This window comes from Deltaproteobacteria bacterium, from assembly GCA_016709225.1.
Taxonomy (GTDB): domain Bacteria; phylum Myxococcota_A; class Polyangia; order Nannocystales; family Nannocystaceae; genus Xiheibacterium; species Xiheibacterium phototrophicum.
On sequence record JADJEE010000012.1, the window covers coordinates 1,866,182 to 1,890,884 of the forward strand.

Genomic DNA, 24,703 nt, shown 5'->3' on the forward strand with positions numbered 1-24,703 from the left:
GTCAGCCGGGCGCGGCGGGATCGTCGGGCACGACCTCGGGCTCGGGGTCGCCGGTGACCTCGCAGATGAAGAAGCAGAAGTCGTAGAAGTCGCGGGGCGGCGCGCCGTTCCACGCGATCGTGCGGGTCGACCAGCTGATCGGCACCAGTAGCGTGCCACCCTCGGCCGCGCGCTCGAGCTTGAAGATGATCTCGCGGTAGCTGCCGACCTGGCGATCGACACCGCTGCCCCAGCCGTCGGGCATGTTGGCCATGCAGTAGACCTGCCCGACCTCGAGAGCGACCTCGCGGGTGTTGAGGCGGCGGTACTCGATCGTCGTGCCCTCGGGGAACTCGATCGGCAGGCCGCCCTCGCCCATCACCGATTGGTTGCGCTTGGGGTAGTACGTGCCGCGACCGTCGGCGAGGTACGTGCCGAGCTGGTACATGATGCGCTTGTACTCGGCGAGATCGGTCGCTGGGACGCCACTGGGCACGTTCGCGAGCGTCTCGAGCGGGGTCGAGAACGCATTGGGCTCGCGCTCGCGCAGGGCGATGATCGCCTGACTCCACTGCTGCGCGCGCGGAGTCGCCGGCGGCGCGGCGCCGGCGACCGGCGCGTCGAGGCCCCGGAACAACCGCGTCATCTCGCTGGCGTCGTCGGTCAGCGGATCGACGCGCTCGTCGACCCGCACCAGCGTGTACTGGTACGGCGGCAGGCTCTGCAGCACCGGCGCGGGCGTGGGCGGCGTGCCACCGGCGGGCGGCGTGCCACCAGCAGGCGGCGTGCCGCCGGCGGGCGGCGTGGCCGGCTGGGCCTGCGCGGCCACGCTGTCCGACGCTTGATAGAAGGTGTACCGCGGCGCTTGGCCGGCGAAGTACACCAGCTCGCGCTCGACGTGGATCGCGTTGCTCGGCAGGAAGAGATGATTGCCGATCAGGCTGCCTGGCCCGTTGTACCGGCGGTAGCGACCGACGGTGATCTCGAGCTCCGCCCCGACCCGTTCGCGTAGTGCCTCGAGCGACGCGTCCGGTCCTGCGGACGGACCGTCGGCCGGGCTCCCGCCGCTGCCTTGATTGCCCTGGAAGAACGCTTGGAAGAACGCGCGCATGTGCGGCGCGAGTTGATTGACGAGCTGACTCACAGCGCAGCCTCCGGCGAGAGGGGATCGATCAACAGCGTTTCGGCGCTCGACTGGACCGGGCCGATGTCGAGGTGGGTGTTGTCATTGCGGATCCACTGCAGCGAGTACTGGTACCCGGTCTCGGTGCGCTTGCGCATCGGCACCCGCCACACCAGCGGATTCGCCATCGCCGCGGCATCGCGCGCGACGAACACCTTCTCGAGGTCGGGGTCGGCCCACTCGGGCGCGCCGGGGTACTTGAGCGTCAGCCGCAGCGCCTTCATGTTCGCCGCCTGCAGGTCGGACAGGAACGTGACGCTGACCGAGAGGATGCCGTCGGCGCTGTCACCCACGACCAGCTGATCGGCGGTCGTGGTGATCCACGCCTGCTCGCGCACGGCCCCGCCGACGAAGTACGTCACCCGATAGCGGAACTCGCGGTTACCGCTCGGCGGCGGACGGAAGGCCCACGTGGCCTTGGAGAGATCGCCCTGCAGCTCGATCGCGCGGTCGGTGTCGCCGCCGGGCTGGCCGAACTGCAGCGTGACCTTCTCGTAGCGCGACAGCGGGTCGGCGAGGATGACCGTCACGCTCTTGGTGGTGTCGGCGGGCTGGTTGACCAGCACGATGCCGCTACCGCGGCGCTCGAGCGGCACCGTCTGCGTGCCGCCATCGGCGAACACGAAGGTGGCCTCGACCTTCACGGTCTGCTCGGTGCCCGGTCGCACGAGCACCGTCTGCGACGGCGCGCCTTGCTCGAGCTTGACCATGCGGCTGGCGTCGATCCGCGCGCCCGGGTCCTTGTAGATGACGTTGGCCTGGACCTGCTTGACCAGCGCCCAGTCGATCGCGCCGGCCTCGACCTGGATCGCCATCACGCTCGAGACCTCGCGCGGGTCGATGTCGAGGTTGCGCGAGGTGGTCTTGATCCACGGCGAGACCTCGTCGGCCGCGGCTGCGCCGATCGCCGCCTCGGGCACGTGGTTGAGCGTGACGCGATACTCGATCTCCTGCGTACCGCGCTCGTCGAGCCACCAGTCGAAGGTGCCGTTGGCGTCGGTCGCCGCGAGCTTGACCTCGGCGTGCTCCTTGGGGAACTGGGTGCCCTTCCAGCCGTAGCGCAGCTCGACGTTCATCGAGGAGATGCCCAGCTGCGCCAGTGGGGCCGTGGTCGTGACGGTGCCCTGGATCTTCTTGAAGAAGTCGATGTCGAGCGAGACCTCTTGGATGCGTCGCTCGAGCTGGGCAGCGGTCGCGAGCATGCGGATCTGGCCCTGCGGCGAGATCGTGCGCTGCGCGGCGCTGACCTGCTTGAGGTCGAACACGATGTCCTGTCGCTCGCGCTGCTGGATGTTCTTCAGCTGCCAGGTGGCGTGCGGTCGACCGGCGCGCTCCCACGCCGACAGCGCGGTGTCTCCGGCCGGCGGCGGCACGTCGGCCTGCGTGCGCGGCGGATCGGTCTGCGCCGACGTGGCGGTGCCCGACGGGCGCACCGCACGACCGTCGCCACCGGCCTGCGTCGGCGGATCGCCGGTGGGCGTGGGCGCGTTGCCGGTCATCGCACCGCTGACGGCCTGCTGGTTGCGCTGCTGCAGCTGCTGGAAGTTCGGCGGCGGCGCGAACAGGTCGCGCTGGTTCTGCGGCAGCACCTGGCCCGGTCGCAGGCCGGGGCTGAAGAAGCTCCACGTCGCGAGATCCTTCGCGAGCTGGATCAGCGCCTGGCGCCGGTTCTCGCGCTCGCCGGCGTCGTCGGTGTGATAGTTGATCTCGGTGATCTCGATCGCACCGCGCTTGACGAGCTCCTCCATCTCGGTGTCGACGTCGGCCTGCAGCAGCAAGCTCGAGAAGGTCGCGCGCTGACGCAGGTAGTCGTAGGTCTGATCGAAGTGGATCTTGATCTTGCACTCGTAGGCCGGCAGCAGGCCGGTGTACGTGAGCTCGTAGACCAGCACCACCGGGGTCGCACCGCCGTTGCGCAGCGCCGCGGCCATCAGCACCGCGCCGTCCTGGGAGAGCGTGCTCGAGAACACCGCGCGCTCGTCACCATAGAGGCTCGGCGTGCCGGCGGCGATCGTGCGCTCGACGAAGCCGCCGGTGCGCGCCTCGTCGGACGAGGTTGCATCGAGCAGGCTCACGCGCACGGTGCCCGACTCGACCGGTAGCGTGCTCAGTCGTGCATCGACGCCGAAGCGGCGCGACAGCTCGCCCCGCACCGTCTCGAGCTTGCCTTCGCTGACCTTCAAGTCGCAGGTCATCGCGAGGAAGCCACCTCCCAACGGGCCTTCGGCGCCCGCGTTGCGGCGATACACCAGCAACGAGAACATCGGCTCGCCCGCGGTCACCGTCAGCTGCGGTGACTCCGGGAGGTAGTAGAAGAGCGAGCGATCGTTGAAGTCGCGGAAGATGCTCAGCCCCTGCAGGCTGAGTGGTTCGTCGAGTGACAGCATGCGCGGGTGCTCCTCGAAATTCGCAGGCGAACGTAGCACGCCGCGGGGTCGACTCCGCAAGCGTGAACGGCTCCGCACACCCACTCGCGTCGCGGAGATCCACGGGCGAACGCCGGTCGGACACCGGCCCGTTGCGTCGACGTGATCGAACGGCCACCCCACGGTTTCGGCATCGGTGCGACGGACCACCGTTCGCCGTGACGCTGCGTCATCGCTGGTGGACGCAACACGGCGCGGGTATCCTGCGAGCCAATCGCGCAACGCTGCCGCGCGCACGAACAGGAGCACGCCATGGTGGACTTGATGAACGTCGAGTGGAGACGCCCCAACCAGCGGGGCGCCGACGAGCCCTTCAACTTCTGGTTCGCCGCCGATCTGTTCGACCAACTCGACTTCGCCCACACCTGGGCCGACGATCCCCGCGGTCACTTCGCGAAGTTCAGCGGCGCGAGCACGGTCAAGGTGCTGGAGGTCCTGACGGCGATCGCGGAGCACCGCTCCAACATCATGGTCCAAGGTTGGCGGCCCAACTCGTCGACCGGCCAGGTGGTGCCGGCGATGTACGACGACACGCTCGACGTCGTGAAGAACTCGCCGCGGCACTGCGGCGGCTGGCTCGGCCTGCTCCGCATCCGCATGCCGAACCCGTCGGCGCGGGTCGTCGTCGTCGATCGCCCGAGCAGTGGCGCGCAGTGGTTCGTCACCTGGCCGCCGGCGGCCGGCCGCGGCTTCCTCACGATCCTGCGGTGGTTCATGCAGAGCATCCGCATCGAGGCCAGCGCGTTCGACACCGGCAACTCGTGGGTGCCGAGCGCGAACATGCTGGCGTTCATGGCCGGGCAGAAGGCCACCGGCGGTCCGACCACGTCGGCGGGAGCGCCGACCGCGGGCTTCGAGTCGTTCTCCAACACCATCCGCGCGCTGGTCTACGAGAACGCCGACCAGCAGCTGTTGGCGTTCTACATGCGGCACCTCCGGGGCCACGGCCCGACCGAGTCCGGCACCGTGCATCACTTCAACCAGATGGTCAGCGGTTCGTCCGAGGCCGACGCCAGCGGCATTCGCAGCAACGTCGACGTCGCGCTCCACCAGGACCTGCTGGGCTTCCCGGCCGCGTGGGCGCTGACGCGCAGCTTCGGTGACTGGAGCGGTGCGATCGCCGATCACCTGCAGCACTGGCGCGTGGGCATGGGCAACCACCGCGACGGCCTGACCTGGCTGCGCAACATCGTGACGGCACGCAAGACCGAGTGGGATCGCGCCAACATCCTCGACGTCATCGGCGGCACCCGCTCGACCCAGCGCACCGTCGGTGTGACGACCGCGACGACCCTGAGCCAGACCGACACCGTGTCCCGCGAGATCAGCACGACCATCAGCGACGCGTACCGCACCGCCACCAGCGAGGCGTGGAGCCGCGCGCTGACCAACGCGCAGTCGCGGCTCGACACCATCGGCACGCGCACCACGACCGGCTCGAGCAGCACCCACGGCATGCAGTACGGCAACGACACCGCCGTCACCGTGGGGGGCGAGACGGGTGCGCTCGAGGAGCTACTGCTGGGGAAGATCACGGGCGAGGTGACGACGACGATGAAGTCACAGCTCAGCAGCCAGTTCACCCAGCACCGCGCCCTCGAGGAGTCCAACTCGACCGCGACCGGCACGAGCAGCAGCACCACCGACACCACGCAGCTCACGCGGATGCGCGAGCGCACCTATACGCTGACGAACTCGTTCCGCACCGCGGTCTCGCAAGCGATCACCACCGCCCGCACGCTGTCGACCAGCACCAGCGATGTCATCAACCTCGATGGCGACGCCAGCCGACAGGCGGCATCGGTGCGCGACGGCCTCGACGTCGCGCTGCGAGCGATCAACGACGCACTGTCGTCGCTGTAGCGACGAGGTCGGCTACCCCGGCAGCACGCGCCCGTCGTCGGCAACGCTGCCGGGCAGCTCGAGGCCCTGCGCGAGCGCGAGGATGTCCTCGCACAGCCGTCGCCGCTCGATGCGGAGCCGCTGCACGGCTATCCATCGTCGCGATCGCGTGAGCCGCACCCGCACCGCACGCCCGACCTCGCGGGCGACCCGGAGGTAGCGCACTGCGATTGCGCCACCGAGCGCGGCCAACAGCGCGAGCGTGACGCCGGCCAGCGCCGGCGTGCGCGGCAGCGCCGGGTACATCGCGTGCAGCTGCTCGTGCACCATCGCGGCGCCGAAGCCCGCGGCGACCCACGTCGCCGGGAACAACACCAACCCCACCAGCAGCTTGATGGTGGCCTCGTCCTTCTCGAGCTTGGCGCCGAGCCTGGCGATGCCCCGGAGCAGCAGCGCGGTCGGTAGGTTCACCGCATAGCCCACGACGATGAGCGGCGGCAGCAGCAGGAACACGCCGATCGCCTGCAGCACCAGCAGGATCGCCAGCCACGGCGACAGCAGCGACGGCCCGCGATCGAGATCGTAGTCCTCGAGCTGCAGCGCGCGCAGATCGGCGTCGTACTCCTCGACCCGCCGCCGCAGCGCTGCGACCTGCTCGGGGTGCGATTGCTCGAGCGCATAGTAGCCCGCACGCACCCGTGCGAAGCCCAGCACGCGCTCCTCGATGGTGGTGCGGCCGGGATCGGCATCGGCGAGCGCGGCCCGCTCGGCTCGCACCATCCTTCGCGTACGCTGCATGAGATCGTGCAGCGCCCAGTCATCGGTCGCGTGCACGACCTCGCGCAACGTCGACTCCACCAGTGCCGTCAACGCGCGCACACGCTGCTTGTCGGCCTCGGGATCCTCGTCGACCGCGGGCGTGACGTCGAGCTCCGGCGGTAGCTCGAGCGGGGCGTGGAACGCCACCAGCGCGTTGGACCGGAACATCTGCTTGCGATCGTAGTGGAGCCCGACCGGCACGATCACCGGCGGCGAAGCACCCGCGGCGGCCCGCAGCTGGCGCGCGCGGTAGTACAGCCGCGCGAAGCCGGACTTGATCTCGGTGAGGTGTGGCGCGTCGTGGCTGATGCCCTCGGGGAACAGTGCCGCGTACGAGCCCGCCGCGATCGCGGCGGCCAGCGCATCGAGGCTACGACGGTTGGCATCGCGTCGCGCGGCCTCGCGGGCGGCCTTCGCCGCGGCGGCGTCGAGCTCACCGCCGCGACGTCCGGCATCCATCGCGCGGTAGATCGGCACGGTGCCCAAGCGGCGCAGCACGAAGCCGAGCAGCGGATAGCCGAACAGGCCATGCCGCGCACCGAATACGATCTGCCGGGGGAACTGCGTGAGCACCAAGCCGGGATCGACCAGCCCGTTGGGGTGCCACGAGACCACCAGCCCGCAGCCGCCCGCAGGAATCTGTCGGCGTCCGATCACCTCGACGCGGCGGAAGAACGCCCACACGGCGACGCGCAGCAATGCGACGATCGCCCGATACAGCAGCGGCGCGCGGTCGTCGGTGGTGCTCGGGGGAGTGCTCACCCGCCGTGATCGTCGCAGATTCGCCGCGTGCGCGCGCGATCGGGGTCACGACCGACGGTGGTTCAGCCCGCGAACGGATCGTCCAGCAGCTTGTCGCGCACCGGCGCCGAGCAGCTGCCCGGGGCCTGGCCGCCGCAGAAGTCCTGCATGGCCCACGCGTCGTCGCCGGGGAAGCCCACCGCCGCCAGATCGCCGACCAGCGGCATCGCCTCCTCGCCAGCGTTGACGTACGGCGGCAACGCATCGAAGGCGGCCGCATCGTCGACCCCATCGGGGCCACAGTCCTCGTCGATGCAGGGCACCACCGAGATGCCCTCGCAGATCGCGATGGTCGCGTAGGTGGCGTGCTTCGACTGCGAGGGGAACACCACCCAGCGCGGCTCGGCCGAGCGACCGCTCGCATCGAACACCAGCTGATCGAGCTCGGCGTCGACGAAGCTGCGACCGTGATCGCTGACGGTGTTCTCGTGCGCGGCGGTGTACGCCCCAGCCATGACCACGCCGCCGGCTCCGCCGTCGGGCCACGGCGCCAGATCGAGCACGACGCGCTCGGAGTCGCCGCTGTGGGCGGTGAACGAACAGCTGCCGTAGTCCTCGCTGTACCCGAGCATCACGAACAGGCGGTGGTGATCGCCGACGGCGACCACCCGACCGACGTCGCCGATCGTCGCGGCGTCGTCGGTGAGCAGCGGCTCGGCCTCGTCGAATCGCCGCAGCGGTCGCAGCCGATCGATGACGGCATCCTCCCATGCATCGACGACACCGTCGTCGTCGAGGTCGTCACACGGGGCGCCAGCGATCGCCTGGCACTGCGCCAGCGCGGGCGGCAGGTTGCAACGCAGTGCGAGCCGGCCCTGATCGGTGAGCTCGGTGTGCACCTCGAGCACGAAGTCGCCACCGGTGCTGTCCTGCGCCCCGCTCGAGCCCGCCTCACCGCTCGTGCCGGGACCTGCGTCGCTGCCCGTGGGTGACGACGACGTCGTCGTCACCGCGGACGTGCTGCCGTCGTGGCCGGTCGCGCCCGACGAGCCGGTCGCGGCGGTGGTGTCACCGCTGTCACCGAGCGCGTCCGGCTGGCCGCAGCCACACAGCATGCCCAACGCGATCGACACCGTGCGCCGCATCTTGGTCAGGATGCCCAAACCCAGCGCAGCTGTCACGGTGAGGGGCGCCCACCGGGCACGCGATCCTCGGCGGCCCTGCGCGAGCACGGGTGATCGATCGACGTTCGGGTGCGGACACGCCCGCGTCGCCGGATTGCGTGGGCCGATGACCACGAAAGCGTCATGATCGCCGACGCGCGGGGCCGGCGACAGACCTGTCGCCGCAGCCACGCGTACAAGCGAGACCGGAGCCAAGTCGCATGCACCCATCGGGTACCCTCGTCGCGCCTCGCCCACGAAGTCTTCTGCGCCGCGCGCTGGTGGTACTCGGCGCCACCACCCTGCTCGCCGGCGGTGTCGCGCTGTTCGTGTGGAAGCCCTGGCACGTGCCGGTACCGGTCACGGCCGCGCGCATCGACGCCGAGCTCGAACTGGCCGCCGGCGAGGTGCTGCTGGTCGCGGGCGATGGCCCCGGCGAGCGACTGCTGTCGAAGACCCCGCTCGGCCAGGATGCTCGGCTGCGCACCGGTGAAGGTGCGCGCGCGTTGGTGCGGCTGTCCGACGGCACGCGTGCCTTCCTCGACGAGCAAACCGAGGTCGTGATCGGACGTGGCGTCACGATCGTGAAGGGCCGCGTGTGGATCGATGCACCACCGCTCGATCGCGGCGAGGATGCCACCGTGCACGCGCTCGGCGACGCGACGCTGACGCTCGCCGAGGGCGGCGCGAGCCTGCAGTTGCAAGACGGCGCGCGGGAGATCTACGTCGCGTCGGGCACCGCCGTCGTCACGGCCACCGGCGGGCGACGCGAGATAGCAGCGGGTGAGCGCGCCAGCATCGACGACGCCGGCGCGCCGCAGGTCGCCCCGGTCGCGTTCTGGGAGGACTGGACCGGCGGCATGGGCGATCGCTCGGCGCTCGGGCGCACGCAGTCGGTCGGGCAAGGGGCGCTGTTCGCCGTGGATCGCCAAGCCGCAGCGGGCGCGCCGGCGCTGCCACTGTCGATCCAACGGCAGACCGTGAAGGTCGCGCTCGTCGACGCACTGGCGGAGACCCTGGTGGACCAGCGCTTCTTCAACCCCAGCAATCGCCCGGTCGAAGGCTGGTACTGGTTCACGATCCCCGAGGGGGCGCAGCTGGTCGGCTTCGCGCTCGAGACCAACGGTCAGCTGGTCGAGGGCGAGATCGTCGAGCGCCACGACGCCGCACGCAAGTACGAGGCCGCGGTGCAGCGTGACAACGACCCCGCGCTACTCGAGTGGATCGACGAGCACACGGTGCGCGCACGCATCTTCCCGGTGCCCGCGCTCGGCACCCGCCGCATCGTCGTGCGCTACCAACAGCTGCTCCGCGAGTCCGAGGGCAAGCTCCGCTACGCATATCCGCTGGCCGGCCCACCCGGCAAGCACAGCCCGACCATCGAAGAGTTCGCGCTCCAGGTCGAGCTCGGCGAGCTGGCCAAGCGGTACGAGGTCTCGACGCTCGGCGAGGCGCGCGTCGAAGGCGACGGTGCGCGCGTGACCATGCGTCGCAGTGGCTACCAGCCGCGCGCCGACTTCCAGCTCGAGCTCTCGCGCAAGCCCGGCGTCGAGTTCGACACGATGCGCCTGGCGTTGCTCGATCCCGGCGGCGACCAGGGTCGCTACGCGATGCTGCGCTGGGCCCCCGATCTCGACCTCGCCCACGCCGCGGTGCCGCCCGGCGAGGTCGTGGTGGTGGTCGACACCTCCGCCGCCGGCGACAGCTCCGAGTACCTCGCGCGCGTCGCCGCGGCCGAGGCCCTGCTGCGCAGCCTGAGCGCCGGTGATCGTTTCGCGGTGATGTCGGCCGATCTCCAGGCCGAGGTGCTGTTCCCCGACGAGGGCATGAGCGAGGCCACCGACGAGGCCATCGACACCGCGCTCGAACGCCTGGCTCGACACGCGACCGGCGGCGCAACCGACCTCGGCGCGATCTTCGATGCCGCGCTCGAGCGGGTGCACGGGCTCGAACAGCCCGCGATCGTCTACATCGGCGACGGCCTCGCGACCAGCGGCGAGCGCCGCGGCGAGGCACTCATCGATCGCGTGCGACGGACGATGGCGGGCTCGCGCGCGCGGCTGTTCACCATCGGCGTCGGACGACAGATCGACGCCCCGGTGCTCGATCGCCTTGCCGAAGTCGGCGGCGGGCAGAGCCTGCGGGTCGAGAGCAACGAGCTCGCGGTCGCGCGTGCGCTCGAGCTGTCGGGCGCGCTCAAGACCCCGATCCTCACCGACCTCGTGATCGAGCTCGGCGAGGGCCTCGACGACGTCTTCACCAACACCAACGGCAAGCTCGCGCGGGGCCAGGAGCTGGTGCTGCTCGCTCGCACGCACCACGACCTCCCCAAGTCGATCCGCGTGACCGGTCGCCTCGCCGGCGAGGCGTTCGACAAGTCCTACGACGTCACCAACGACACCGGCACGATCGTGCAGGCGGTGCCCAAGCTCTGGGCCGCCGCGCACATCGATCACCTGCGCACGGACAGCCGCGGACTCGATGCGGTACGCGGACAGATCCTCTCGCTCGGGCTCGAGTACGGGCTGCTCAGCCCCTTCACCTCGTACCTCGCGCTCGACAGCGAGGCCGCGTACGCGCAGATGGGCGTGCAGCGTCGCAACCGACGCTTCGGTGGCGTCCGACTCGTCGCCGACGCGAGCATCGTGCACGGCGACGGGCCGAGCACCCGCGGCGCAGGTCTGCTGCAGGGCTTCGTCGGCGCCATGACGGCACCGCTGGGCTGCGACGCGAAGCGAGAATCCGCGGGCGCCTCGAAGAACGACGACGCGCCGTCGCCCGTCGCGGCCTCGGCTCCGCCACCGCCGGTGCCGGGCAGCCCGGGCCCGACCACGCCCGAGCCCGCGCAAACCGAGCTCGCCGCCGAGGAGGTCGCACCGGCCGCGGACGCGCCCGCGGCGAAGCTCGCCGACAGTCGAGCTGCCGAAAAGGACGGCACCGGCGACGAACCGCCGGGCGCGGTGCCGGGTGGTGTCCCCGGCGGCCGGCCGACCGGCACCACGCCCGCGACGGTCCGGCCCGCGCCCGCCAAGGCAGTCGACGACGACGAGCCCCGCGACCTCGCGGAGACCCGCAAGGTCGAGGCCGTGCGTTCCTCGATCGCGCGTCACCGCAGCGAGGCGTGCAGCGACGCCGCCGCGCAAGATCTCGCGCAGCGCAAGGTGTTGTGGCAGCGGCGACTGGCGCTCACGAGCGACGTGAGCGCGGCGCTCGAGCTGTACGAGGCCACCGCCGCCACCTGCGAGCTGCCGGGGTGGAAGGATCAACGCACGCTGCTGACGATGATCGCCGCGCGGGCTGGCTCGGAGCACGACGTGTCGTTGCTGCTGTCGCACTTCGAGGGCGACGCCGACGCCCGCAACTACCTCGCGCGTGCGCTGCTGCGTCGCATGATCGACCCGGCGCTGGTCGCCGCCGTCAACGCGGCGATGTCCGGCGTCGCGATCGACTGGCCGGCCATGGACCGCAGGCTGCGGCTCGCCACCAGCCACGCCGAGCGCCTGACGCTGCTGCGTGCCGCGCTGTCCCGCGCCCCCGGCGACCCCGAGGGCGAGCGCCGCATGCTCACCGTGCTGGCCGCGAACGGTCAGCGCGACGAGGCCATCGCGCGCGGCCGCAAGCTGCGGGAGCAGGGGTGGTTCACACCCGCGCTGGCACAGACCCTCGGCGAGCTCCTCGTCGATGCCGGACAGGTCGACGACGCACAGCGGGTGTTGTCGGAGATCGTCGAGTTCGACCCCGAGTCGATCGACAACCGCCGGCTGCTCGGCGACATCTTCCTGCGGCATGGCTGGTTCGACGGCGCCTACGAGCAGTACGACGACCTCGCGCAGCTGGTGCCCGACGACGCCGCGGTCGCAATCCGACTCGCGCGCGCGGCCGCGGGCACCGGCCGCATCGACGAGGCCCTGCGGATCCTCCGCAAGCTCGCCGCCGACGAGGGGCGCCCCGGCGCCGACGACCCCCGTCGCTTTGCACGGCTGCACGCCGCGGCCTACCTGGCACGCATGATGGCGGATACCGGCACGCCCAAGGCCAGCATCGCCGCCGAGCTGCGGCGCCTGCAGCTGTTCGACGCCCCGACCACGTGGACGCTGCTGACCTGGCATGATCTCGACGCGAGGCTCGTGCTCGCACGCGAGGACGACGTGCAGGTCGATGCGCTCGCAGCCGGCGACACCGGACTGTTCGCGCTGCAGACCAGCGGCGCGAAGGTGCCGATCGTGGTGCGACACGCCGGTGCCGATCACGGCCGCATGGTCGCGTACGATCGCGTCGTGATCGCGTTCGACGGCCGCAACTTCGAGGTCACCGTCGAGCCCGGCAACATCGGCCCCGCGGCGGCGACCCCCGACGAGCCCAAGCCCGCGACGCCGACGCGCTAACGGCGATCGCGACACCGCGGCCCGGGTGCGCGCGCGCGCACGGGCCTGCGGGCCCACGCGCGCGTGACTTCGCCAAGCGCTTCAGAATCCTTGGCAATTCGTGCTCCGTGCGTGCGGCGGCGTGCTTGCAGCCGTGGCGGGCACCATGACCAACCGCGGTCCTGTCTGGTCACGACTTCGCTTCGCACTCGCGGCGTTGCTGATCGCATGCGACGAGACCGGCAGCGACGACGACGACCCCTACGCGGTCGAAGCAATCGCCGCCAGCGCATCGAACGAGTCCTTCGAAGGTGGGGTCGACGTCGAGCTCGCCGTGGGCGACACGAACTCCACCACCCTTCCAGCGCGGCTCGGTTGGATCACCAACTGCAACACCAACTGCAAAGGACCAACACCATGCTGACCCATACACGACGCTTCGCCTCGACGCTCCCGTTGCTCGCCGTGATCGCCTGCGGATCCGACGACGATCGCGAGCAGGTCGACATGCGCGACGCCCAGATCGGCTGGACCGCCACCAACGAGGCCGCAGCAGCGGGTCACGGCGCCTTCACCTCCCAGGTCCCCGCCGGACAGGAGGGCGAGATCGTGGTCGCGTGCAGCGGCGGCGGTGAGATGCGCATCGTCGGCACCTCCAACGCCGAGGACGATGTCCAGCTCGACACCAGCTTCGATGCCTGCGTCGACGACGACGTCATCATCAACGGTGACCTCACGCTGGTGGTGTCGCTGGACGTCGACGTCGACGTCGATGACGACGGTGCCGACGACGATCACATCGCGGCCGGCATCGTGATGGACTACGATGGCAGCCTCCAGCTCGACGGACGCGTCGAGGGTAGCTGCATCGTCGACGCCGAGCTGCGCGCCAAGGCCGTGGTGTTCGAGAACTTCGCAGCGCTCGGGGTCGCGACCAGCGGCACCATCTGCGGCCACGAGGCCGACCTCGTCATCCGCGGCGAGGCCGACGACGTCGACGACGCCTGAACGGCGTCCGACGCACCGCGCAGGCCGGCCTGCGAGCTGACTAGCTGAACAGGCTCGAGATCGAGTCGCCGTGGTGGATGCGCTTGATCGCCTCCCCCAACAGGCGCCCCAGTCCGAGCACCTCGAGCCGCGAGCACGCCTCCATGCGGACGGTCTGGGGGATCGTGTCGGTCACCCAGACCTTGGTCAGCACAGAGTTGTTGATGCGCTCGATCGCCGGGCCGCTGAAGACGCCGTGGCTGGCCACCGCGTAGACCTCGGTCGCGCCGTGATCCCGCACGGCGTTGGCCGCGTTGCACAGCGTGCCGGCGGTGTCGATCATGTCGTCCACCAGGATCGCGCGCTTGTTGCGGACATCGCCGATGAGGTTCAAGACCTGGCTGACGTTCGGTCGATCGCGGCGCTTGTCGATGATCGCCAGGCCGCAGCCCAGCGCCTTCGAGTAGATCCGCGCCCGCTCGACGCCGCCGGCGTCGGGCGAGACGACCACGGTGTCGTCGCCGCGAAGGCCCTCGCGCTCGAGCTTCTCGATCAACACCGGCGATCCGAACAGATGGTCGAACGGGATGTTGAAGAAGCCCTGGATCTGGCCGGCGTGGAGGTCGACCGACAGCACCCGCGAGGCCCCGGCCGCCGACAGCAGGTCGGCCACCAGCTTGGCCGAGATCGGCGTGCGTGGCTTGACCTTGCGGTCCTGCCGGGCGTAGCCGAAGTACGGCATGATCGCGACGATGCTGCCCGCGCTCGCGCGCTTGAGCGCGTCGATCATGATCAGCATCTCCATCAAGTTGTCGTTCGGCGGCGAGCAGGTCGACTGCACGATGAAGCAGTTGACGTTGCGAACGTTCTCGCCGATCTCGACGAAGATCTCGCCGTCGGAGAAGCGCTCGACGCGAGCGTGCCCGACCGGCACACCGACGTAGGCCGCCACATCCTCGACGAGCTTGGGGTTCGAGTTTCCGCCGAAGATGCTGAGCGTCTTGTTCACGTCGAGCGCGGGGGTGAGCAGGATCTGTACTCCACTTTCACCCACGCGCGCGACCGTAGCTTCGCCCTCGGCCCGTGAGCGCGCTCCGGCGTCGCCGTGGTCCCGCGTCGCCGTGGTCCCGCGTCGCCGTGGTCCCGCGCGGCGGGGAACGTGGTTGGGGCGGTAGGATTCGAACCTACGAATGGCGGGATCAAAACCCGCTGGCTTGAACCACTTGCCGACGCCCCATCGGGTCTGCAACAAGGCGCTCGTCCTACGCGCGGCTGTCGTCGCCGAAAACGGGCGCGGGGTCTTCTAATCCCCCGGCGGCGAGCTTGTCAATGCGGTGCGATCGCGCATCGCGCGTGCGGGGCCCCCGAAGCGGCGTGGGTGGGACGTGCGATGTCCCAAGCAGCCACACGACGCGGCCAGCGACCTACCCCGTCTGCCAGGTTGCCACTCCCGCGGCCCAACGCGCAACGACTCCGGCGGCAGGCGAGCGACCTCTCCGGCAGCCAATCCGGTCACCCATCCGGTCGCCAACCCGGCCGCCGCCCCACGACGGGCCGCCTTCCGAGAGGTGACTCGTCTTGGTCCGAAACGACGTGGGGACAAGACCGCCCGCGACGTGGGATGATGCCTCGCCTCTCGCGCGAAGACGGTGCTGTCCGCAGCCTACAAGATCTGTCCGACGTGCTCGGCTCGTGCGAGCTCGGACACGAAGTACTGCGTCAACTGTGGCGGCGACATCTCGATGGTTGCGGCCGCCGAGGGCGATCCCTACGTCGGCGTCGAGCTCGAGGGCAAGTACGCCATCGAGCAGCTCATCGGCGAGGGCGCGATGGGCCGCGTGTACAAGGCCAAGCAGGTGCCGCTCGGCAAGGCCTTCGCGGTCAAGATCCTCGCACCGCACCTGATGAACGACGAGGCGAGCCACCAGCGCTTCGCCAGCGAGGCCCACAACGCAGCGAGCCTGAACCACCCGAACTGCGTCTCGATCGTCGACTACGGCCGGACCCCCGAGGGCATCACGTACATCGTGATGGAGTTCATCAAGGGGATCACGCTCGAGCGGCTGATCTCCGAGCAGTTCCCGCTCGCGCGCGAACGCATGGTCGATCTCACCCTGCAGATCCTCGCGGCGCTCAGCGAGGCGCACGGGCTCGGCATCCTGCACCGCGACCTCAAGCCCGAGAACATCCTCGTGCAGCAGCTGCGCACCCACGGCGAGCTCGCGGTCGTGCTCGACTTCGGCATCGCGAAGCTGATGGACACCGGCGCGCCGGCGCCGAAGCTGACGACCGCCGGCATGGTCTGCGGCACGCCGGAGTACATGTCGCCCGAGCAGGCCCGCGGGCAGAAGCTCGACGCGCGCTCCGACCTCTACTCCGTGGGCGTGATCCTCTACCAGATGCTGACCGGGCGGCCGCCGTTCGAGAGCAACTCGGCGGTCGAGATCCTTCACAAGCACCTGCACGAGGAGCCGATCCCACCGTCGGTGCTGCTGGGCACCGAGCCCGATCCCCTCGAGACGGTGTGCCTGCGCGCGATGCGGAAGGACCCGGCCCAGCGCTACGCATCGGCACTCGAGTTCCGCGAGGAGCTGCTCGCCGCCACCAACTCACCCAAGCCGGCCGTGGCTGCGCTGCGCTGCGAGCGTTGCGGCGGCGAGATGCGGGCCGACCATCGCTTCTGCCCGCAGTGCGGCTCGTCGGCGCCGACCCGCAACCCCGACCGCATGCGCCGTCGCGCGTCGACCCGCGGCTCGGGCATGTCGATCGCGCGCACCGGCGAGATCACGGCCGAGGTCGTGGTGCGCTCGTTCCCGCTGCCATTGGTCGGCCGTGAGCAGGCGTTCGAGCGCTCCCGCGTGATGCTGTCGCGCCCGAGCCCGGGCGTTCGCCTGCGCGTGCTCACCGGTCCGCCGGGCGTGGGCAAGACCCGCATGGCCGACGAGATCGCCTCGCTCGCGGAATCGATGGGCTGGCGTGCGCACTACGTCGGTGCCGACCCGACCGGCGCACGCACGCCGATGTGGCCGATCCGCGTGATGGTGGCGCAGCTGCTCGAGCTCGATCCGCTGGCCTGCACCACCCGCGATCTCGGTCGCGTCGCCAACCTCTCGGGTCTCGGCTTCGAGGAGCTGCCGGGCCTCGCCGAGCTGTTCGGCCTCGACGGTCCGGCCAGCGATCTCGAGTACCCCGTGCGACGTCGCGAGTGCTCGGCGAGCGCCGTGCAGGCGCTGCTGTCGGGCGGGCGCGGCCAGCCGCTGCTGCTGGTGTTCGACGACGTCGACACCTTCGACAACGCCTCGCGCGAGATCCTGCGGCGCCTCGCGGCCGCGCCGAGCAGCGCCTGCGTGCAGGTGGTCGCGACCAGCGGTGACCCGCGCACCGAGTGGCTCGGCGGCGTCATCGAACAGCTCGAGCCGCTGCCACCCGAGGCGGTCGAGCGGGTCGGCCGCCAGGCGACGCTGGATGTGAAGCCCAACTCGCAGCTGCCCGGCGAGCTCGCGCGCGTGGCCCCGCTGACGCCGCTGCGGCTCGAGCTGCACCTGCGACTGCTGGCGCAGGGCCTGCTCGCGCCGCGCCAGGCCGACGAGGTGGCGTTGGTGCGCGCGCGCATCGACCAGCTCGAGACCCCGCTCGTCCGACTGCTCGAGATCGCTGCAGTGCTGGGCGAGCGCTTCCCCGAGTCGGAGCTCGCGGAGCTCCACGAGCGCGACCGCGGCGAGCCCGGCGTCGCGTTCGACGACAGCCTGATGCAGCTGCACGTGAAGGGGCTGCTGCTGGTGATCGGCGCCGGCGAGCGAGCCTTCGCCCATCGCGTGCTGCGCGAGGTCGTGTACCAGGCAATGACGGAATCGCGGCGCCAGAGCCTGCACGCGCTGGCGGCGAACCATTCGCGCCTGGCCAAGCGACTCGTCAACCTGCGGGCGCTGCACCTGGTGCGCTCGGCCTCGCGCGAGGCCCCACGTGCGCTGCTCGAGGCCGCGAAGAAGGCCGAGGCCAGCTTCGACGACACCACCGCCGCCGAGTTCCTGCAGGCCGCGTTGGCGCTGTGCAGCAAGGTCACCGACGCCACCGAGCGCCGCGGACTCGAGCTGGAGATCGCACTGCGCAGCTGCCGGGTCATGCGCGCGCCGCAGGTGATCGACAAGGCCGTCTCCCTGCTCGACGACCTGCTCAAGCGCAACGCCGGCACCGACGCCGAGCCACGCATCCTCGCGGCGCTGGGCAAGCAGCAGCGCCGTCGCGGCCGCTACGACGACGCGACCGCGACGCTGCAGCGCGCGCTGGCGCCGACCATCGCACTGGGCGATCGCGCGGCGATGCTGGACGTGTACCGCGACCTCGGCCGGGTGTACCTGGCGCGCAAGGACGTCCAGCGGGCGATCCGCGAGCTCTCCGAGGGGCTCGACCTCGCGACCCTCGGCGAGGGACCCCGCGCCGAGATCGACGTGAGCCTGTGGCTGTACCTGTTCGAGCTGAGCGAGGCCTACCGCGCCGCGGGTCAGCACAGCGACGCGCGCAAGTGGTGCGAGCACGCGCTGCACCAGGCCGAGCGCATGGGCGATCGCCTGGGCCTGCTGCGTGGGCACGCCCAGATGGCGTGGATCCTCCGCGACCTCAAGCAGCTCGCGCTGGCCGAGCAGCACCTCGGTCGCGCCATCGAGGAGGCACGACACTTCGGTGATCGCTTGACCACCGCCGAGCTGCTCATCGAGCGCGCCCGGGCCCGCGCCGCGCGGGGACGCCTGGCGGAGGCGCACCGCTGCTGCGAAGAAGCCCTGCGGCTGGCGAGGGGCCTGCAGTGGGCGGCCGGCATCGAGCACGCCGAGCGAGCCATCGCGATGCTGCGACGCCCCGCGCAGGGCACCGGGCCAGGCACCGGTCCGGGCACCGGTCCGGGCACGTAGCTCGACGTCATCGTCGTCGTCGTCGTCGTAGCCACCACGCCGGCACCAGCCACGCGCCGTCGGTCGGCGCGGGTGCACCGGCAGCACAGCCGCAGCCGCCCGCGCCGGCATCGCTGGCGCCGGCTTCGGTGCCACCGCCGTCGCCGGTGCCGGTGTCGCCGCCACCCGTGCCGCCGCCATCGACGGTGCCGCCGTCACCACCCGAACCGCTGCCGTCGGCACCGCCCGAGCCGCCATCGTCGCCGCCGCCTTCGCTACCACCCGTGTCACCGCCGCCACCCGAGCCACACGCGTCGATCACGTCGTCGAGCGGGCCGCACGGATCCTCACCGGCACCAGCGTAGGCGCCACGGAATCCGAACCCGCCCTTGTCGGTGCCGTTGTAGTCGCGGTCGTACTCGGGCTGCGCCGCGAACTTCGACAGGTCGAGCGCCGCGCCCTCGACCGCGCCGGGCAGCGGATAGAAGTCCATCGCGCCGAGCATGGTCGCCGGTTCGGCGACGTACGCCGCGGCGTCGGCGACCGCGAGCTCGAGGTTGTCGCGCGCGTCGACGATGGTGCCGGAGATCGGTGAGCCCGCGAACACGAGGTTGCCGACCACGGCGTCGTCCTGCGTGGCCATCTGCGAGAACGAGATGCCGGTACCCGCGGCGTACACGGTGTTGTTGTAGACGTGCGCGAGCACGACCGACTTGCCCTGGTGCGACGTCACGGCCAGCGCGGGGAAGCCTGCGGCGCCGTCGATGAAGAGGTTGTCGTGGATCGCGAAGCGACCGGTGGCCTGCATCAAGGCCTCGCGCGGATTGTGGAAGAGGAGGTTGCCGTAGACGTGGTAGACGTCTTCGCTGCCAGGTCCGGCGTCGGGAAAGCCACCGATCAGCAGGTTCGGGCGATCTCCGTCGGGGCTCTCGCGGTCGTCCTTGATGAAGATGTTGTGGCGGATGATGCTCTCGTGTGGCCCCTCGGGCATGTCGGGCAGCAGCGCGTAGTCGTTCTGGTGCTTGATCTGCATGCAGTAGCCGACCGGCGAGACGACGACGTTGCGCTCGATGATGCCGGCCACGAACGGCGTGTCGCCCTCGGAGCCGCCGAGGTAGAGCCCGGTGCCCGGCTCGACGATGCGGTTGTCACGGACGATCCAGTTCCACACCGTGACCTTGGTGTTGACCCCGACGATCTGCTGCTCGCCGGTCGGGAAGCCCTGCATCACGTTGTGCTCGATCACGATGTCGTGCGACGGCGTGTCCTTGGCGTTGACCGCATCGACCGCGAGGCCCATGACGTCGATCGTCAGGTTCCGCACCGTCACGAACGAGGCGTCGTAGATCTGCACCGTGTTGCAGCACGACTCCCCCACCACCACCGCGGGCTCGCCGGACTCGGGCCCGCTGATGACGATGGGCGCGTCGGCGGTGCCGTGCAGGCCGTCGATCGTCAGCCGCGTGTACGTGCCCGCCGCCAGCTGCAGGGTGTCGCCGGGCTGCAGCGTGCCCAGCAACGCCTGGTAGTTCGAAGGGTCCGCGGGCACCACGGCCGCCGCGGCCTCGCGGTGCCACGCGGCCGCCAGCGCGAGTGCGAACAACGGAGCACGGCGGAGTGCACGGGGGGTCACGACGGTTCGGCGCATGGTCATCACGTTGCCGCACGTCGCGGCCCCATCGAGGCGTGCAGTCGCGTATCGCCGCGCAATCGGCTCAAACGGCCGGCCCTACGCGCGCACGCGTGCAGGTTTCACGCGCTCGCGCGGTGCAGCCGTGAGAACCCTCCCGGCCGCATGACCGACTCGGACGCGTCGGTGACCTCGGGGCCCTCGGGATCGGGCCGCCGGTGCGCAGCCAGCCACGGTGGATGTGGTAGCGTCCGGTCGCCCGAGCACGGCCACGAAGGATGTTCCTCGATGCGAAGCGTTAGCGCCCTGCGTCTGTCCACGATTCTCGCCACGTCGTTGGCCCTCGCGCCGATGTCGGTCCGCGCGGCCGCCCCCGCCAAGGAGACCGCGGCCGCGCCCGCGAAACCCGATGCGAAGGTCCCAGCGAAGGCGACCACCGCCAAGCCGGCCAAGGCCGCCCCGGCCGCGGCCACGCCGCCCAAGCCTGGCGAGCTGGTGACCCTGCGTCGCGAGATGAAGGGCACCACGCGAGGCCTCTCGGTCGCGATGGAGGCCAAGCACTTCGTGCTCGCCAACGGCCTGCACGTCTACGTGCTCGAAGACCACAGCCCGCCGAGCTTCTCGTTCCAGATGGTCTACAACGTCGGCTCGCGGGACGACGAGCCCGGCCGCACCGGCTTCGCGCACTTCTTCGAGCACATGATGTTCAAGGGCAGCGCGAACATCCCCGACGGCGGCCACTTCCAGAACGTGCTCGGCGTGGGCGGAAAGCTCAACGCCTTCACCAGCCAGGACGTCACGCTCTACTTCGACATCCTGCCCAGCCAGTACCTCGACATGGTGCTGTGGCTCGAGAGCGATCGCCTGCGCTCGCTGGCGATCACCGACGAGAACTTCGAGAACCAGCGCAAGGCCGTCAAGGAAGAGAAGGCCATGCGCGTGGACAACGTGCCCTACAGCAAGGCCATCCAGGATTTCTTCGCCGACGCGTGGAAGGGCACCGGCTACGGTCACCCCGGCATCGGCAGCGAGGAAGACCTCTCGGCGGCGACCACCGCCGACGTGAAGGCGTTCTTCGACAAGTACTACGTCCCCAACAACGCCGTGATGGTGCTGGTCGGTGACGTCGACGCCGCCGAGGTGCAGACCAAGGTCGAGAAGCACTTCGGCGACATCGCCCGCGGCCCCGACCGTCAGCCGTTCGCGCCGGTCGATCACACGCAGGTCAAGGTCGAGAAGCGCTTCGAGGACAAGCTCGCCCAGCAGCCGCTCTACGTGATCGGCTGGAAGACCGTGCCGGCCACCCACCCCGACCGTCACGCGGTCGAGCTGCTCATGAACATCCTCATGCGCGGGGACTCGTCGCGCATCACCAAGCAGCTGGTCGACGAGAAGAAGCTGGCCGTGGCCGCGATCGCGATGCCCTCCGAGGCCTCGGGTGGTCGCGACGCCGGCGCGGCGATGGCCGCCTTCGTGCCCGTCGAGGGCAAGTCGCTGGTCGACATCGAGACGGTCGTGAAGGCCGAGATCGACGCCGTGAAGAAGAAGGGCATCACGCGCAAGGATCTGCAGAAGGCCATCAACCAGATGACGGCCGACACCATCAAGCAGCTCTCGACCAACAACGGTCGCGGCATCCTGCTGTGCTTCGGCGCGCTGCTCGAGGGCGATCCGTTCTTCGTGCTGAGCGACACCGAGAAGTACCGCTCGGTCACGCCGGCCGACATCAAGCGCGTCGCCAACACCTACCTCACCGACAACTGGATGGTCGCCGAGATCGTGCCGGCGAAGTGAGCCACGAAGAGGCCAAGCGGAGAATCCCCATGACGACTTCCAATCCTTCGTCCATGCCCGCCGCGATCACGTCGCACCGTCGCCTCGCCCGCCTCGGCGCCTCCGCCGTGGCGCTGGCGTTCGCGCTGGGTGCGTGCGGCCCGAAGAAGACCACCACCCCCGAGCCCGTCACGACGCCCCCGGTCGCGACCACGCCCGAGCCCAAGCCCGAGCCGGTCGCCCAGACCGCGCCCGCAAAGGTCTACCCCGATCCGCCGCCGCCGTCGGAGGCCAAGCCGGTCAACTTCCCCACCGCCGCGAACTTCTCGCTGCCCAACGGCCTGCAGGTCTACGTGGTCGAGAACCACGAGCTGCCGGTGGTCTCGGTGCAGCTCTCGGTGCGCGCGGGCAGCATGGACGCCGAACAGATCGCGCCGTTCGTCTCCGCGATGCTCGGTGAGGGTACCAAGAGCCGGCCCAAGGCCAAGATCGACGAGGCCATCGAGTTCGTCGGTGCGAGCATCAGTTCCGGCAGCGGCGTGCACACCTCGGGCATCGGCTCGCGCGTGCTCAAGCCCGACCTCAAGCTCGCGCTCACGCTCATCGCCGACGAGGTCATGAACCCGGCGTTCCCCGAGGACGCGCTGAACAAGCTCAAGGCCTCCGCCAAGACCGCGCTGGGCTTCTCGAAGTCACAGCCCTCTGCGCTCGCGCAGACGCTGTTCGACATGGTCGCGTATCCCGAGGGGCACCCGTACGGCCGGCCGTTCGCGACCGAGGCCGACATCGACGCGGTCACCGTCGCCGACCTGCGCAAGTTCCACGAGACCTTCTACCGCTCGAACAACGCGTACCTCATCCTCGCCGGCGACATCACGCAGAAGGAGGCCGAGCCCCTCGTGAAGCGTGCCTTCGCGGCGTGGAAGGCGGTGCCGACCGGGCAGAGCCTGCCGACCAACCCGCTCAACCAGTACAAGACCTACGCGCTGCCCACGGAGCTCACGGTCCACCTGGTCGACCGACCCGGCTCGGCGCAGTCCGAGATCATCGTCGGCAACCTCGCGATCGCGCGCAGCCACGGTGACTGGGCCGCGCTGCAGGTCGCCAACAGCATCCTCGGCGACGACGCCGGCGGCCGGCTGTTCACCGACGTCCGCGAGAAGCGGGGCCTGACCTACGGCATCTACTCGCAGATCAGCGACGGCCAGGCGCCCGGCACCTTCGCGATCTCGACGCGCACGCGCACCAAGAGCACCGGCGAGATGCTGGCGGCGATCTTCGAGCACATCAAGCGCATGCGCAGCGAAGCGCCGAGCCAGGCCGAGTTCGACGGCGTCAGCAAGAAGCTGGTCGGTTCGTTCCCGCTCGAGATCGAGACCTCGGACCAGATCGCCGATCGTCTCGACGAGGCGCTCATGTACGAGCTACCGCTCGACTACTGGCGGACCTACCGCGATCAGCTCGCGGCGGTCGATGTGCCCGCGGTGCAGCGCGTCGCGAAGGACTACATCCACCCGATCCCGCACGTGATCGTGGTCGGCCGCGCCGACAAGGTCGAGAAGCAGATCAAGCAGGTCTTCCCGAAGGCGAAGATCGTGAAGTACGACGGCGACCTGCACACGGTCGCTGCGCCTGCGAAGTAGCGCGCGGCCGATCGCCGCCGTCGCTCGCTCGCCCGACACCGGCGCGGGTGGTCTTCCCGAACGGGACAGCCACCTCCGCCGGTGTTGTCGATTGCGCATGCTCGCTGCACCCGTGCCGGGCTCCCGTGCCGTGGCCGCATTGATGTGGACGTCCGCGGTGTCGGGGGCGGCCGGCTCGACGTTGCCCGCTACGCCGGGCCCGTGTTCCACAGCGGCTTGTCGCCCTCGTAGACGACGAGGTTGCCGTCGTCTTGCAGCACCATGTACGCGCCGGGATGGCCGTGGGTGCTGATGTGCCAGATCGGCCCGCCGTCGGTGCCGTACAGCACCAGGTTGCCGTCCTCCTGCATCACCAAACCCGAAGGCGACGTGCCGTAGGTCTTCGAGCTCCACAGCGCGACGTAGTCGACGATGCGCAGCACGATGTTGCCGTCGGTCTGTAGCTCCAGCTGGAAGCGATTGTCGCAGGAGTACAAGATCTGTCCGGGCAACATGACCTCACCCGGGACGAGCACACCACAGCCATCGACGGGCGGTGGCGGCGGCAGCTCCGGGTCTGGTGTCGGCGCTGGCGGGGGAGCTCCGTTCCCTGCGGTGCGCTGCCAGGTCGCCATGAACGGATACGGATCGACGGCGTCGCTGTCGCCCGGAGCGGCCTCGAAGTGGAGATGCTCGACCGAGGTGCCGGTCGAACCCATCAGCGCGATGACATCGCCCTTCTTGACTCGGGTCAGCCCCTGGTCGGCCTTGCGAAACGGCGTCGATTCGATGTGGCCGTAGTAGTAGCGCCAGCCGCTGTCGCCGCGGATCGAGATGCTGTTCCCGGAGAACTCGGGGGTCTCCGCGGCGGTGCGAACCACCCGGATCGTCGCATCCTCCACGGCGACGAGTGGCGCGTGGCTCTGGGCCGCAAAGCAATCGACGCCCTGGTGCGTGCGCCCGCCCGGTCGAGGATCGCCGAAGCCGTCGCCACAGGATTCCCCACGAACGTAGCCGGCGACCGGGAAGGCGTTGTTCGCGGGCGGTGCCGCGGCGATCGAGCTCGTGCCGGGTGCTCCGCCGACGGGCTCCTCGCCTTCGGCAGGCATCTCGAAGCCCGGAAAGCTGGGCTCGAGCTCGCCATCAGGCCCCAAGCCCTCGTAGCAAGCCGACAGTCCGAACGCGACCGATGCCGCAATGAGTGCCAGCTTGCAGCTGCTGACACCGTGTCTCCCCGTACCCTGGTTTCTCATGTCGTGCCCTCGGCGGTGTGACTGAACCCGCTTCC

At 70.1% G+C, this 24,703-nt stretch carries 14 protein-coding genes and 2 tRNA genes; 8 read left to right on the forward strand and 8 right to left on the reverse strand.

Annotation, left to right across the window (positions count from 1 at the left end):
• Position 1 precedes the first annotated feature (1 nt).
• Both IPH07_32755 and IPH07_32760 read right to left on the reverse strand, forming a co-directional pair.
• Complete coding sequence (locus IPH07_32755; GenBank protein MBK6922209.1) at positions 2-1,123, reverse strand: hypothetical protein; 1,122 nt, start codon at positions 1,121-1,123, stop codon at positions 2-4.
• Positions 1,120-3,549, reverse strand: coding sequence for a hypothetical protein (locus IPH07_32760; GenBank protein ID MBK6922210.1), 2,430 nt, complete (start codon positions 3,547-3,549; stop codon positions 1,120-1,122). The genes IPH07_32755 and IPH07_32760 overlap by 4 nt, the downstream gene beginning before the upstream one ends.
• Positions 3,550-3,840: 291 nt before the next feature.
• On the opposite strand from IPH07_32760, the gene IPH07_32765 reads away from it, so the two are divergent.
• Positions 3,841-5,451 (forward strand): hypothetical protein, encoded by a 1,611-nt coding sequence (locus IPH07_32765; protein MBK6922211.1) that lies wholly within the window; start codon positions 3,841-3,843, stop codon positions 5,449-5,451.
• Positions 5,452-5,463: 12 nt separating this feature from the next.
• On the opposite strand, the gene IPH07_32770 is transcribed toward IPH07_32765, so the two are convergent.
• Positions 5,464-7,011, reverse strand: coding sequence for a 1-acyl-sn-glycerol-3-phosphate acyltransferase (locus tag IPH07_32770; protein MBK6922212.1), 1,548 nt, complete (start codon positions 7,009-7,011; stop codon positions 5,464-5,466).
• A 62-nt stretch (positions 7,012-7,073) separates the two neighbouring features.
• On the reverse strand, positions 7,074-8,171 hold the full coding sequence (locus IPH07_32775) for a hypothetical protein (GenBank protein ID MBK6922213.1): 1,098 nt from the start codon (positions 8,169-8,171) through the stop codon (positions 7,074-7,076).
• Between the two features lie 203 nt (positions 8,172-8,374).
• Here IPH07_32775 and IPH07_32780 point away from each other — a divergent pair, with 203 nt between their 5' ends.
• From IPH07_32780 to IPH07_32790, 3 genes are all read left to right on the forward strand, one after another.
• Positions 8,375-12,538 carry a hypothetical protein gene (locus tag IPH07_32780; protein MBK6922214.1) on the forward strand — a complete coding sequence of 1,388 codons (4,164 nt, stop codon included), beginning with the start codon at positions 8,375-8,377 and terminating at the stop codon, positions 12,536-12,538.
• A gap of 100 nt (positions 12,539-12,638) precedes the next feature.
• Positions 12,639-12,941, forward strand: coding sequence for a hypothetical protein (locus IPH07_32785; GenBank protein MBK6922215.1), 303 nt, complete (start codon positions 12,639-12,641; stop codon positions 12,939-12,941).
• Complete coding sequence (locus IPH07_32790; GenBank protein ID MBK6922216.1) at positions 12,935-13,525, forward strand: hypothetical protein; 591 nt, start codon at positions 12,935-12,937, stop codon at positions 13,523-13,525. Before IPH07_32785 ends, IPH07_32790 begins: the two co-directional genes overlap by 7 nt.
• Before the next feature lie 40 nt (positions 13,526-13,565).
• Here the strand turns inward: IPH07_32790 and IPH07_32795 are convergent, their stop codons facing one another.
• A complete protein-coding gene (locus IPH07_32795; GenBank protein ID MBK6922217.1) occupies positions 13,566-14,513 on the reverse strand; it encodes a ribose-phosphate pyrophosphokinase in 948 nt (315 codons plus the stop codon).
• 118 nt (positions 14,514-14,631) lie between these two features.
• On the opposite strand from IPH07_32795, the gene IPH07_32800 reads away from it, so the two are divergent.
• Positions 14,632-14,726: transfer RNA gene (locus IPH07_32800), tRNA-Arg, on the forward strand.
• Here the strand turns inward: IPH07_32800 and IPH07_32805 are convergent.
• Positions 14,665-14,741, reverse strand: a tRNA-Gln gene (locus IPH07_32805). The two genes, IPH07_32800 and IPH07_32805, sit on opposite strands and share 62 nt — an antisense overlap.
• A 412-nt stretch (positions 14,742-15,153) precedes the next feature.
• On the opposite strand from IPH07_32805, the gene IPH07_32810 reads away from it, so the two are divergent.
• Entirely contained in the window at positions 15,154-18,411 is a 3,258-nt protein-coding gene (locus IPH07_32810) for a protein kinase (protein ID MBK6922218.1), read from the forward strand.
• A gap of 7 nt (positions 18,412-18,418) precedes the next feature.
• On the opposite strand, the gene IPH07_32815 is transcribed toward IPH07_32810, so the two are convergent.
• Positions 18,419-20,038 carry a hypothetical protein gene (locus IPH07_32815; protein ID MBK6922219.1) on the reverse strand — a complete coding sequence of 540 codons (1,620 nt, stop codon included), beginning with the start codon at positions 20,036-20,038 and terminating at the stop codon, positions 18,419-18,421.
• A 270-nt stretch (positions 20,039-20,308) separates the two neighbouring features.
• Here IPH07_32815 and IPH07_32820 point away from each other — a divergent pair, with 270 nt between their 5' ends.
• Both IPH07_32820 and IPH07_32825 read left to right on the forward strand, forming a co-directional pair.
• A complete protein-coding gene (locus IPH07_32820) occupies positions 20,309-21,814 on the forward strand; it encodes an insulinase family protein (GenBank protein MBK6922220.1) in 1,506 nt (501 codons plus the stop codon).
• A gap of 53 nt (positions 21,815-21,867) precedes the next feature.
• A complete protein-coding gene (locus IPH07_32825) occupies positions 21,868-23,436 on the forward strand; it encodes an insulinase family protein (GenBank protein ID MBK6922221.1) in 1,569 nt (522 codons plus the stop codon).
• A gap of 188 nt (positions 23,437-23,624) precedes the next feature.
• Here IPH07_32825 and IPH07_32830 read toward each other — a convergent pair whose 3' ends face one another.
• A complete protein-coding gene (locus tag IPH07_32830) occupies positions 23,625-24,668 on the reverse strand; it encodes a peptidoglycan DD-metalloendopeptidase family protein (GenBank protein MBK6922222.1) in 1,044 nt (347 codons plus the stop codon).
• Positions 24,669-24,703 lie beyond the last annotated feature (35 nt).